Origin of the sequence: Kocuria sp. JC486 (assembly GCF_011602805.1) — a bacterium.
GTDB lineage: Bacteria > Actinomycetota > Actinomycetes > Actinomycetales > Micrococcaceae > Kocuria > Kocuria soli.
Map to the genome: position 1 here is coordinate 1 of NZ_JAAOZS010000028.1, position 12,001 is coordinate 12,001.

Annotated in this window: 9 protein-coding genes; 7 read left to right on the forward strand and 2 right to left on the reverse strand. The window is 68.4% G+C overall.

The features are described from left to right. Nucleotides 1–72: 72 nt before the first annotated feature. Together GWK18_RS11630 and GWK18_RS11635 are read right to left on the reverse strand one after the other, a co-directional pair. The gene (locus GWK18_RS11630) at nt 73–894 is read right to left on the reverse strand and encodes a MerR family transcriptional regulator (protein ID WP_348535941.1); all 822 of its coding nucleotides are present in this window, start codon (nt 892–894) and stop codon (nt 73–75) included. A gap of 1 nt (nt 895) precedes the next feature. Beyond that, the gene (locus tag GWK18_RS11635) at nt 896–1,351 is read right to left on the reverse strand and encodes an FHA domain-containing protein (protein ID WP_166835407.1); all 456 of its coding nucleotides are present in this window, start codon (nt 1,349–1,351) and stop codon (nt 896–898) included. Nucleotides 1,352–1,603: 252 nt separating this feature from the next. Between GWK18_RS11635 and GWK18_RS11640 the strand changes: the two genes are divergently transcribed. The 7 genes from GWK18_RS11640 (at nt 1,604) to GWK18_RS13235 (ending at nt 11,949) form a co-directional block, all read left to right on the forward strand. Continuing rightward, nucleotides 1,604–3,064 (forward strand): potassium transporter TrkG, encoded by a 1,461-nt coding sequence (locus GWK18_RS11640; RefSeq protein ID WP_245193265.1) that lies wholly within the window; start codon nt 1,604–1,606, stop codon nt 3,062–3,064. A 109-nt stretch (nt 3,065–3,173) separates the two neighbouring features. Next, nucleotides 3,174–3,887, forward strand: coding sequence for a TrkA family potassium uptake protein (locus tag GWK18_RS11645; protein WP_348535942.1), 714 nt, complete (start codon nt 3,174–3,176; stop codon nt 3,885–3,887). A gap of 188 nt (nt 3,888–4,075) precedes the next feature. Further along, nucleotides 4,076–5,665 carry a cytochrome ubiquinol oxidase subunit I gene (locus tag GWK18_RS11650; RefSeq protein WP_166835409.1) on the forward strand — a complete coding sequence of 530 codons (1,590 nt, stop codon included), beginning with the start codon at nt 4,076–4,078 and terminating at the stop codon, nt 5,663–5,665. Between the two features lie 27 nt (nt 5,666–5,692). After that, nucleotides 5,693–6,724, forward strand: coding sequence for a cytochrome d ubiquinol oxidase subunit II (gene cydB / locus GWK18_RS11655; protein ID WP_166835411.1), 1,032 nt, complete (start codon nt 5,693–5,695; stop codon nt 6,722–6,724). After that, complete coding sequence (gene cydC, locus GWK18_RS11660) at nt 6,721–10,074, forward strand: thiol reductant ABC exporter subunit CydC (RefSeq protein ID WP_166835413.1); 3,354 nt, start codon at nt 6,721–6,723, stop codon at nt 10,072–10,074. Before cydB ends, cydC begins: the two co-directional genes overlap by 4 nt. 127 nt (nt 10,075–10,201) lie before the next feature. Next, complete coding sequence (locus tag GWK18_RS13230; protein WP_245193267.1) at nt 10,202–10,594, forward strand: hypothetical protein; 393 nt, start codon at nt 10,202–10,204, stop codon at nt 10,592–10,594. Nucleotides 10,595–10,860: 266 nt separating this feature from the next. After that, nucleotides 10,861–11,949 (forward strand): NAD(P)/FAD-dependent oxidoreductase, encoded by a 1,089-nt coding sequence (locus tag GWK18_RS13235; RefSeq protein ID WP_245193275.1) that lies wholly within the window; start codon nt 10,861–10,863, stop codon nt 11,947–11,949. The last annotated feature ends 52 nt before the right edge of the window (nt 11,950–12,001 follow it).

The window sequence follows — 12,001 nt, forward strand, 5'->3', positions numbered from 1 at the left end:
CCACAGACCCCACACCGGCATCGGCGGCCAAACACCCTCACAACGCGTTCACAACGTCACGGGGAAGTACAGCTAGTCCTCGACGTCCAGCCGGTCCTGAATGGCTTCCAGCCGCCCCACGACCATGGAGGCGTGGATGCTCAGGCACAGCTGGGTGATCTCCCCGGCACGCTCACTGGCACGCTTGGCCGCCACGGAACTGCGCTTGGCGACCTCCGGGGCGATGGCCTGTTCCACCAGACCGATCTCCCGGTCGGCGGCCTGTCGCAGGGTCCGCAGGTGGCGCGGCTCGACCCCGTGGTCACGCAGGGCCCGCGCGGCCCCGGCAATCACCAGGTCGTGCCTGTCGAACCCGCCCGCACGTTCGTGGAGCAGACCGAAGCTGATCAGTTCGCGCACCAGCGGAATACCCGCCCCGGACTGGCGGCACAGCTCACGCATGGTCAACGGTTCGTCCTGCTCGACCGGGGCCTGCTGATGGGCTGTGGCTCCGACCGGGGCGGCAGTGCCCACGGCCGCTGCCTCGGGTTCCTGTGCAGCACCGTCCGACGACGGCGCGGGTGCGGGCGCGGCAGCCTCACCGCCGCCGTCGGCACCCTGGACCAGGGCTTCGAGCTGACCGGCCTCCGAGAGCTCCCGGATGACCTTGAGCGGAAGGTATCGCTCCCGTTGGAGGATCAGGACGTGCCGCAGCCGCTCCAGGTCCTCCGGGGCGAACTTCCGGTAGCCCGACGGGGTCCGGGCAGGGTGCAACAGGCCCTGGTCCTCCAGGAAACGCACCTTGGAGGCTGTGACCTCCGGGAACTCGGGCTGCAACTGCTTGAGCAGCGCTCCCATGCCGATCCGGCGCACGTGTGCCTGATCAGCGGCTTCCGGAGTTCCGGGGGAACTCACGTCAGGAGCGACCGTCGGCAGTGCGCGCCGAACGGTAGAAGACGAAGCAGAACTTGCCCAGACGGACCTCGTCCCCGCTCTTCAACAGCACCGAGTCCACCCGGTCGTTGTTGACGTAGGTGCCGTTGAGGGAGTTGTCGTCGACGAGTTCGTACGAATTGTCCCGACGGATGAATCCCGCGTGCCGGCGTGAGACGGTGACGTCGTCCAGGAAGACGTCGGCCTTGGGGTGACGGCCGGCGGACACCTGGTCCGTGTCGAGCAGGAAGCGCGAACCGCGCCCGCGGGGGTCCACCTGGACCAACAGTGCGGTGTTCGGGGGCAAGGCGTCGACGGCTGCTTTTTCCTCGTCCGACAACCGGTGCCCGGAAACTTCGGACAGGATGTCGGAGACGATCTGGATCGAGGTCGTTTCCGGGCCGGCGGACGGGATGTTGCGCTCGGACGGCGTGGTCATGATTCCCGCGATCCTCCTCTGGTGCTGAGTGACTGTGATGTTCGGCGACCCCGTGGGGAAGGGAAGGAACGAGCCGGCCGGACGTTGTGACTGGTGGTTGGGCGTGTGACAACGAGGGCACACCCTGTGAAGGTGCTCACGTGACGTGACGAACAACCTCGGCACAGTCTAGCCATGTCGGGCGACAACCGAGCATGCGACGACCTCCGGTGACCACGTTCGCAGCACGGGACCGGGTGTACTTTGTGCCTCATGCCCCTCGAAGAGGACTTGTACCGGCTCACCACGCGTATCCGGTCCCGGCGCCCTCAACCCTGGATGGTCTCGGCCCGCCGCTGGTTCATCCGCCCCCAACCCGGCCCCGGATCCCGGCGCGCCCGCGCCACCTCCGCCGGACGCACCGCCCAGATGCTGGTGACCGGCTTCGCCGTCGTCCTCGCTCTGGGGACGGCCGCGCTCATGCTGCCGTTCGCCGCCAACGGCCCCGGCCACGCGACATTCATGGAGGCCCTGTTCACGGCCACCTCGTCGCTGTGCCTGACCGGGCTGATCGTCGTGGACACCCCCACGTACTGGTCCACGTTCGGCCAGGTGGTCATTCTGGCGCTGATCCAGATCGGCGGGTTCGGGGTGATGACCTTCGCGACCATGATCGGCATCTTCATGTCCCGCCGCTTCGGCCTGGGTCTGAGGGTCGCCGTCGCCTCGGAGACCCGGTCGACCGGCCCGGGCGAGATGCGCCACGCGGTCAAACGCATCGTGTTCACCATCGTCGCAGTGGAGACCGCCGTGGCCCTGCTGCTGGCCGCGCGATTCGCAACGGGCTACGGCTACTCCCCCGGCAAGGCGCTGTGGCACGGGGTGTTCCACTCGATCTCCGGGTTCAACAACGCCGGATTCGCCCTGTACACGGCCAATCTGATGGATTTCGACGGCGACCCGCTGGTGCTGTTGCCGATCGCCGCCGCCGTGATCGTGGGAGGACTGGGCTTTCCCGTGATCGTGGAACTGCTGCGCCACATCCGAGTACCCAGGCTCTGGTCGATGACCACGCGCATGATGGTGGTGGGCACCCCGGTGTTGTTGCTGGGCGGGACGGCGTTCCTGCTGCTGGTCGAGTGGGGCAACCCGACCACACTGGGCCCCATGGGCTTCGGAGACAAACTACTCAACGCCTTCTTCCAGTCCACCATCACCCGCACGGCCGGGTTCAACTCCGTGGACCTGGCAGGCATGCATCCCGTGGCCTGGTTCGGCATGGACTTCTTGATGCTGGTGGGTGGCGGCTCCGCGGGGACGGCCGGTGGTCTGCGAATCACCACGGTGCTGGTGCTGCTGTTCGTCGCCTGGACCGAAGTCCGGGGACAACAGGCCGTCAACGTTCTGGGCCGCAGGCTCTCGCGTTCCGTGCAGCGCGAGGCGTTGACCATCGTGGTGCTGTCGATGGCGATCCTGGTCACCGCCCAGATGGGCTTGATGCTGCTCGAACCGGACCTCGGTCTGGACCGGCTCTTGTTCGAATCCGTCTCTGCCTTCGCCACGGTGGGGCTGTCCACGGGAATCACCGCCCAGATCGGTACGGGTGGGCAGCTGATCCTGATCGCCCTGATGTTCATCGGCCGTCTGGGCCCCACCACGATCGCCGCTGCCATCGCTGCGCAGGACACGACCCGCACGTGGGAACTGCCCAAGGAACGCCCGTTGATCGGATGACCCCGGCCCCCTCCGCCGAACCCTCGCGAAACTCGCGCTTCAGGGCGTGAAGCGCGAGTTTCGCGAGGGTTCGGCGCAGGATGGGAACAGAAACGTCGAAAGGACACCCGTGTTCAACCAACGTGGGCGTGAGTTCAGCTCTCGCCAGGCACCCCGCCGCGACCATTTGCGCTCCGCCGTGGTCATCGGCCTGGGCCGCTTCGGCTCCGCACTCGGCCAGGAACTCATGGACAGCGGCGTGGAGGTCCTGGCCATCGACGACGACCCCAAAGTGGTCCAGGAGTTCAAGGGTCAGTTCACCAGCGTGGTCCGCGCCGATGCCACCTCACAGCAGGCACTCGAAGAGTTGGGCGTCTCCGACTTCGCCGCCGTCGTCGTGGCCATCGGCACGGACCTGGAGGCCTCCGTGCTGACCACGTCCCGCCTGCTGGCCATGGACAACCCCCCGGAAATCTGGGCCAAGGCCATTTCGGAAGCCCACGCCCAGATTCTGGAGCAGCTGGGTGTGGGGCACGTGATCCGCCCCGAACACGACATGGGCCTGCGGACGGCACACCTGTTGATCGGCCATGCCCTGGATTTCGTCTCCTTGGACGGCGGGTTCGCCCTGATCCGTTGCCAGCCACCGACAGCCACCCAACAACGCCCGCTGGACACCCTGAATCTGCGTCAGAAGTACGGGGTCACGGTGGTCGCGTTGCGCCGCCACGGACAGCAGTGGAGCCCGGTCGACCCCGGCACCATGCTCTACGACGACGATGAGATCATGGTCACAGGGACCAAGCACGACGCCGAACACTTCGCGGGCCTAGACTCGAAATAGTCATACCCCATGGGGTACCGGGGTTCCTCACCCCGCAGCACCTCGCATTCCGTGACCCGAACGCCCAGGCGGCCGGTCGCTCCACGCAGCGGCCCGCGAGATCATGCGTGATCCATTCGCAGCGGCACCGGGTGGTTCGAGCCACGGCCGACACGATCCGCACCAGGTGTGCGGGCGGGAGAACCGGCATGGATCCACTCGAAATCGCACGGTGGCAGTTCGGCATCACGACCGTCTACCACTTCATCATGGTCCCGTTGACCCTGGGACTGGGGCCGTTGGTCGCGATCATGCAGACCCTCTGGGTGCGCACGGGCAACGAGCGCTACCTGCGGATGACCAAGTTCTGGGGCAAGGTCTACCTGATCAACTTCATCATGGGCGTGGCCACGGGACTGGTCCAGGAATTCCAGTTCGGGATGGCCTGGAGCGAGTACTCGCGGTTCGTGGGCGACGTGTTCGGCGCGCCGCTGGCCATGGAAGGGCTGCTGGCCTTCTTCTTCGAGTCCACGTTCATCGGGCTGTGGATCTTCGGGTGGGACCGTCTGCCCAAGAAGATCCACCTGGCCAGCCTCTGGATCGCAGTGCTGGGCTCGGTGGCCTCCGCGTACTTCATCATCGTGGCCAACTCCTGGATGCAGCATCCCGTGGGTGTGGAGTTGATCGACGGGCGCCCGGTCATGACCGACATCTGGGCCGTGTTGACCAACAACACCGCCCTGGCAGCGTTCACCCACGCGATCTTCGGCGCCGTGGGCGTGGGCTCCGCCCTGCTGGTGGGCATCTCCTGGTACCACCTGTGGCAGCGACGCCGCGACGGAATCGACACGGTGGACGCGAACGGGCGCGTCGTCGTCGGTGAGAATCCCACGGTCCCCGGGCGGGACCGGGAGGACCACTCCGTGTGGCTCAAGTCCCTGCGCCTGGGTGCGGTGGCCGCCATGATCGGTTTCGCGGGGGTGTCGATCACGGGAGACGTGCAGGGCAAGCTGATGTTCGAGCAGCAACCCATGAAGATGGCCGCCGCAGAGGCCGCCTGCCACGACGGCACCAGCTTCTCGGTGCTCTCCGTCGGGGACCTGGGCAGCCAGAACTGCGACGACGTCAAGGGCCTGATCGAGATCCCGGGACTGTTGTCCTTCCTGGCCGAAGGCGACTTCAACACCCCGGTCCGCGGCGTCTACACGCTGATCCCCGAATACGAACAGAACTACGGCACCAACCTGCCCGACGACGAGATCTACGGCGAGCGCTCCGGTCAGCAGATCGATTACCTCCCGCTCATGGAGGTCACGTACTGGGGCTTCCGCATCATGATCGGCTTCGGCGCGGCGGCCACGGGGTTCGCAGCACTTGCCCTGTGGATCGCGCGGAAGGGGACGGTTCCGGCGTCGAAACCCCTGATGTGGTTGGCGGTGGCCTCCATCGGTGCCCCGTTCGCGGCCAACATCGCCGGTTGGGTCTTCACGGAGATGGGCCGCCAGCCGTTCGTGGTGGCGCCGAATCCGGACCCCACCGGCATCGACGGCGTCTACATGTACACCGCGGCCGCCGTCTCCCCCGGTGTGACGGGGCAGGAGGTCATCTTCTCCCTGGTGAGCCTGGGGCTGATCTACCTGGCCCTGTTCGTGGTCGAGGTGTTCCTGCTGGTCAAGTACGTCCGCGGTGGCGTGACCTCCGCCATACCGGAACTGGCGCATCCCGACGACGGGGACGACGCCCACGGGGACGGCCGGGGGCCGCACTCCGACGGCGACGTCCTGGCCTTCGCGTACTGACCGACACCGACCTGCTGGAGAGTGATCATGGAAATTCTTCACGTCATCTGGTTCGCGGCCTTGGCGTTCCTGTGGACCGGGTACCTGGTTCTTGACGGATTCGACCTGGGCGTCGGAATGCGGATCTGGCTGCGCGGCCGCACGGAGAAGCAGAAGCGGCTCATGCTCAACACGATCGGCCCGGTCTGGGACGGCAACGAGGTCTGGCTCATCACCGCGGGAGCCGGGACCTTCGCGGCCTTCCCCATGTGGTACGCCGGGTTGTTCTCCTCGCTCTACATCCCGCTGACCGTCGTCCTCATGGCGTTGATCTTCCGCGCGGTGTCCATCGAGTACCGCGGGAAGGGACACACGGACCGCTGGCGGGCGAACTGGGACCGGGCCCTGGGCCTGGGCTCAGCCGTGATCGCCTTCGGCATCGGAGCGATGCTGGCCAGCACCACTCTGGGACTGCCCATTGACGCGAACGGGGACCGGGTCGGCGGTCCCTTCGTGTGGTTGTCCTGGTACGCCGTTCTGGGTGGCCTGGCGGTTCTGGGCTTCAGCTGGATCCACGGTGCGGCGTTCCTGGCCCTCAAGGCCAGCGGTCAGGTACGGACGGATGCGCTGCTGGCGGTGCGCCGCTGGTTGCCGGTTGCGGTTGCACCGCTGGTGGTCTGGGTCCTGGTGGTGCAGGTGCGGTACGGCTCACCGTGGACGTGGGCGGCCGTCGTCGTGGCCGTTGTGGCGCTGGCGGGTTCGTGGCTGGCGGCCCGTGCGGACCGGGACGGCTGGACGTTCGCGCTGCTGGCGGCGTTCCTGGTGGCGGGTGCCGTCTCGATCTTCGCCGCGGTCTTCCCCGTCGTGCTCCCGTCCACCGTTGACCCGGCTCATGACCTGACGGTCTCCAACGCCTCCAGCGGTGACTACGCGCTCACGATCATGACCTGGGTGGCCGGCATCGCGTTGCCCTTGATCCTGGTCTACCAGGCCTGGAGTTACTGGACCTTCCGGCGGCGGCTGTCCGAGGACCACATCCCCGAAGGACACGAGGTTCTGCCCGCCGTCCTGCCCCGATGACCCCCGCAGACCGGCTGGGGCCGGGCGGAATCCGGGCACTGTTCGTGTTCGCAGCGCTGGCGTCCCTCAAGGCGCTGGCGCTGGTCATGATCGCCGAGGCGACGGCCCGCGGGATCGTGGGTGCGATTGCCCAGGACACGACGGCGGTCGACCACGCCGTCCGCCTGGGGCTCGCCGGTGCGGTGCTGCGCGCGGGGCTGATCTGGGTGCACCACTGGTACGCCACGCGGGCCGCCGTCGTCGCCAAGCAGCGCATCCGGCGTGACCTGGCCGCTGCTGTGGTGGCGCATCCGCGCAGCGGTGCGGGGGCCAACGCCACGGTTGCCACGATCGGGTTGGACGAACTCGACGAGTACTACCGGTCCGTTCTCCCCACGGCAGTTGCCGCGGCCACCGTGCCGGTGCTGGTGGGGGTCAGAATCCTGGCAGCGGACTGGGTCAGTGCCCTGGTCATCGCGCTGACGATCCCCCTGGTACCGGTGTTCATGATCCTGGTGGGCCGGCACACGCGGGTGGAGGCGGATCGCTCGTCGGCGGTTCTGCAGCGGCTCTCGGATCATCTGGTCGAGCTGGCCAGGGGCCTGCCCGTGTTGGTCGGGCTGGGGCGGCTCACCGAACAGTCCGCGGCGCTGGACCGGATCGGACGGGAGCACCGGAGCGCCACGCTGCGCACCCTGCGGACCGCTTTCCTGTCCTCTCTGGTTCTGGAACTCATCGCGACTCTTTCCGTGGCGGTCTTGGCGGTGTTCATCGGGGTGCGGTTGGTCAACGGGTCCCTCCCTCTGGCCACGGGGTTGTCGGTTCTGATCCTGGCCCCCGAATGCTTCCAGCCGTTCCGGGAACTCGGCGCGGCTTTCCACGCCTCCCAGGACGGGTTGGCGGCCCTTCGGCGCGCCAGGGAGTTGACCGCGGAGCGCGACACGGCGCGGGCGGGCCGCGCCGTCGTCGGACCCGGTGCCCGGACGGAGGTGGGCATGGACGCCGTGACGGCCGGGTACCCGGGTCGTGAGCCCGTACTCCATGAGTTCAACGCGCGATTCCCGGCGGGGGCGGTAACGGCCGTGACCGGGGCCAGCGGCACGGGCAAGTCCACGGCGCTGGCGGTCCTGGCGGGACTGGTTCCGCCGAGTTCCGGGACGGTGACGGGGATGGATCCCGCGCGGGTGGCCTGGGTTCCCCAGGTCCCCCGCACCGTGGGCGCGACCGTGCGCGAAGAGCTGGTGTTGTACGCCGGTGCGTCCGACGGCGGCGCCGGATCTGAGGAGTCCGCACGGGTGGAGGCCGTCCTGGGTGAGCTCCAGCTGGCCCACCGCGCGGACGCTGACCCCGCCCAATTGAGCCCCGGCGAGCTGCGGCGCGTGGCCGTTGCTCGTGGACTCCTCCGGGTCCGTTCCGGTGCCACCGTGCTGCTGATCGACGAACCGACGGCCCACCTTGACGCGGCATCGGCGCAGGCCGTCCTGCGCGCGATCCAGTCAGTGCTCGAGCCTGCAGGGCGGCAACCTGACGTCCCTGACATCACGGTCGTGGTGGCGTCCCACGACCGCAGGGTTGTCGACCTGGCCACACACCGCGTCAGCATGGGGCACGACGGCGGGTGGCGGGAGGATCTCGACACCACCTGTGCCGCGGGCTCCCCCGAGAACCCGGTGCGACTCGAATCGTCCGAAGGAGCCGTCGCGGACCGAAGTGTCGGGGCCGAGGCCTTCGCCTTCCTGGTCTCCAGTCCCTGGCGTTGGGCGGCCGCCGTTGTGGCAGGAGTGGCCGCGGCCGGCTTCGCCACCGCGCTGACGGCCCTGTCCGGATGGCTGATCGTGAGGGCCTCCGAGCAGCCGTCGATCATGTACTTGACAGTGGCGATCGTGGGCGTGCGCTTCTTCGGCATCGGGCGGGCAGTGCTGCACTACGCCCAGCAAGTCGCGGCGCATTCGGCGGTCTTCACGTCGCTCGTGGATCTGCGTTCCCGGATGTGGTCTGGTCTTGCGCAGCGTGGGCTCTCCTCACGGGCCCTGGCCACCGGCGCCTCCGCACTGGAACACCTCATCGTGGCCGCTGACCGGGTCCGCGACCTCATGCCCCGGGTGATGGTGCCGATCGGGGTGGGCCTCGGGACCTCCGCGCTGGTGCTGATCGCCTACGCCGTTCTGGTCCCGGCGGCCTTGCCCGTCGTCGCTGTTTCGCTGGGGCTCGGCTTGCTGGTGGCTCCCGCTGTCGCATTGGTGGCTGACCGCTTTGCCGCGCGCGCCGGTGTGGAAGCCACGGGCAGGATCGTGCGGGCCTTCGTCCAGACCGGCACAGCTGCAGACGATTTGAGACCCAACAACCGCCAGGTTCAGGCCCTGCGTCGCCTGGCCGATCTGGACGAGCACGCCGGTGCCCTCGCCCGGCGTGCGGCCTGGGCCCAAGGACTGGGCGAGGCGCTGGTGGTGCTGAGCACCGTGGCCGCCGCCGTCCTGGTGTTGCAGCCCGCATCCTCAGCGGTGGCGTCAGGTTCTGTGAACGCCCCGGTGGTGGCCGTCCTGGCCCTGGTCCCGCTGGGCCTGACCGAGCCGTTGGCCGCTGTGGTCACCGCGGTACAACAGGCCCCCGGGTTACGGGCCGCACTTCGACGAACCGCGTCAGTGACAGCCCCCGCAGGGTCATCGGTCGGCACTGACTCGGCTGGATTCAACCCATCCCGCGGGGGACCGAGCACAGCCGAGGACTCTGATGACGCCGTGCCCCGCCTGGTGCTGGACGACCTGAGCGCGCGTTGGCCCGGTACCGACCGGGCGGCCTTTGGCCCGGTCAGCACCACGGTTGCGCCCGGCCGGTGGCTCGTGGTCGAGGGCCCGTCGGGCAGCGGCAAGTCGACACTGTTGGCCACCGTCATGGGCCATCTGCCGCCGTCGTCGGGAGCTGTGAGCGTCACCGGTGTGCCAGAGCATTCGACTCCTCGCGTTGTGTGGTGTCCCCAGGAGGCCCACCTGTTCGCCTCCACGATCCGCGGCAATCTGGCCCTTGCACGTTCCAAGGACGATGCCCCCACGGAGGGTGAGATGACGGAGGTGCTGCGGCGCGTGGGGCTGGGCCCGTTCCTGGACTCGTTGCCCCAAGGCCTGGACACCTGGGTCGGCAGCGGTGGGTCGGAACTCTCCGGCGGCCAGGCGCAACGGGTGGCCGTGGCCCGCGCCCTGCTGGCGCGGGGACAGGTCATCCTGCTGGACGAGCCCACCGCCCACCTGGACGCTGAGGCCGCCCGGAACCTGCTGGCTGACCTCCGTGACGCCCTGTCCGACCGGCCGGTCGTTCTGGTCACCCACCACGCGCAGGACGTTCGCCCCACGGACCTCCGACTGCGTCTGGGCTGACTCCGGCGCTGAACCCTCGCGAAACTCCCCCATCAGACGGTGATGGACGAGTTTCGCGAGGGTTCAGCGCCGGCTCGGGTCGCGGACACTTACGGGCGACGCCTGCCTGAGGATCTAGGCTGTGCGCATGACCGAGCGCCCCGTGATCCTGCTGGTGGCCGACGCCCACCGCGACGTGATCGAAGCCGAGTTCCGTGCCCGCTACGACCGTGACTACGCCATCGAGGTCGCCACATCGGGGCGGGAGGCGATCGAACGGGCCACCGCACTGTGCACCGTTTCCTCAAGACTGGCCATGGTGGCTGCGGAGTACCAGTTGCCGGACACCATCGCCATCGACCTGCTGCGGAAGATCCAGGTGGTCAGCCCGCCGTCGCGTCGCGTCGCGTCGCACTGGTGGATTTCGACAACTACGCGGAGCACATTGAAGAGCTCAAGCAGGCCACGCTGGAACGTGACATGGACACGTTCGTGGGCATCCCGCGCGGCCCGCGGGACGAGGAGTTCCACACGGCCCTGATCGAGTTGCTCTCCGAATGGGGCTGGTCCGTGGCCCGTCCCCTGGTCACCGCCGTGGACATCGTGTCCGACCGTCCCACGGCCACGACGGCGGCGATCCGCGACGTCCTGGACCGCATGGGCATCCCCAACAGACTCCTGGATCTCGACGACGAGGACGCCCAGGCGATCATCGAGGAGGCCGGTGCCGATGCCCGGTGGCCGCTGGTCCGGACCATCCGCGGCGACATCATCCAGGACGCGACCCCGCAGGCCGTGACCGAACGCATGTACGGCGGCTTCGACGCCATCCCGGAAGGCACCATTGCCGACGTCGCGGTCATCGGCGCCGGGCCCGCAGGGTTGGCGGCCGCCGTGTACGCGGCCTCGGAGGGTTTGTCCACGATCGTGCTCGAATCGGACGCGATCGGCGGTCAGGCCGGCTCCTCGTCCATGATCCGCAACTACTTGGGCTTCCCCCGCGGAATCTCCGGCATGCGCCTGGCCCAGCGCTCCCGGATCCAGGCCGGGCGGTTCGGCGCCACGTTCTACACCGGACGCCCCGTCACCCGGGTGGAGGCGGGCCCGGCAGATGAACCCGAACACCATCACGTGCTGGTCGAAGGCACCCACCTGTGCGCCCGCACCGTTGTCATCGCAACGGGCGTGGCCTACCGACGGTTGGGCGTCCCGGCCGTGGACGAACGCATCGGCATGGGCGTGTACTACGGGGCGGCCACTTCCATGGCCCGGGAGATGCAGGACAAGGAGGTTTTCGTCGTCGGCGGTGGGAACTCCGCGGGACAGGCCGCCGTGCACATGGCCAAGTTCGCACGCAACGTGACCATCGTCGTCCGTCGGGAATCCCTGGCCGCCACCATGTCCGACTACCTGATCCGGGAGGTTGAGGCCACGCCCAACATCTCGGTCCGGCCCCACTCCCGTGTGGTGGATGCCGGCGGCTCCGGGCGCCTCGAATGGATCGGTCTGGCGGACACCCGCACGGGCGAGCCCACCGCGCCGGCGGACTCGGCACCGGAATCGGAGCCGCGCTCGTCGTCGCCCCAGGCCGTGGAACAATTGCCCGCCGACGGGCTGTTCTGTCTGCTGGGTGCTCAACCGGCCTGCCACTGGCTCCCGGATTCCCTGGCTCTGGACGACCACGGATTCATCCTCACGGGACGCGACGTCCCCCAGGACACGTGGGTGGACGGTGTTCCCCCTGCCAGCCTGGAGACCACCGTCCCGGGCGTTTTCGCGGTCGGTGACGTCCGTGCGGGGTCCATGAAGCGCGTGGCCTCGGCCGCAGGCGAGGGCGCCTCCGTGCTCCCCCTGGTTCATGCCCACCTGGAAAAGCTCCGTCAGTCAGCCTCCTGACACCGCCGAACCCTCGCGAAACTCGCCGATCAGGCGTTGATGGGCGAGTTTC

What these genes read in the sequence shown, in the direction of transcription:
- GWK18_RS11635 (WP_166835407.1), bottom strand. Translation starts at nt 1,351, where the DNA reads ATGACCACGCCGTCCGAGCGCAACATCCCGTCCGCCGGCCCGGAAACG.
- GWK18_RS11640 (WP_245193265.1), top strand. Translation starts at nt 1,604, where the DNA reads ATGCCCCTCGAAGAGGACTTGTACCGGCTCACCACGCGTATCCGGTCC.
- GWK18_RS11650 (WP_166835409.1), top strand. Translation starts at nt 4,076, where the DNA reads ATGGATCCACTCGAAATCGCACGGTGGCAGTTCGGCATCACGACCGTC.
- cydB (WP_166835411.1), top strand. Translation starts at nt 5,693, where the DNA reads ATGGAAATTCTTCACGTCATCTGGTTCGCGGCCTTGGCGTTCCTGTGG.
- cydC (WP_166835413.1), top strand. Translation starts at nt 6,721, where the DNA reads ATGACCCCCGCAGACCGGCTGGGGCCGGGCGGAATCCGGGCACTGTTC.
- GWK18_RS13230 (WP_245193267.1), top strand. Translation starts at nt 10,202, where the DNA reads ATGACCGAGCGCCCCGTGATCCTGCTGGTGGCCGACGCCCACCGCGAC.
- GWK18_RS13235 (WP_245193275.1), top strand. Translation starts at nt 10,861, where the DNA reads ATGTACGGCGGCTTCGACGCCATCCCGGAAGGCACCATTGCCGACGTC.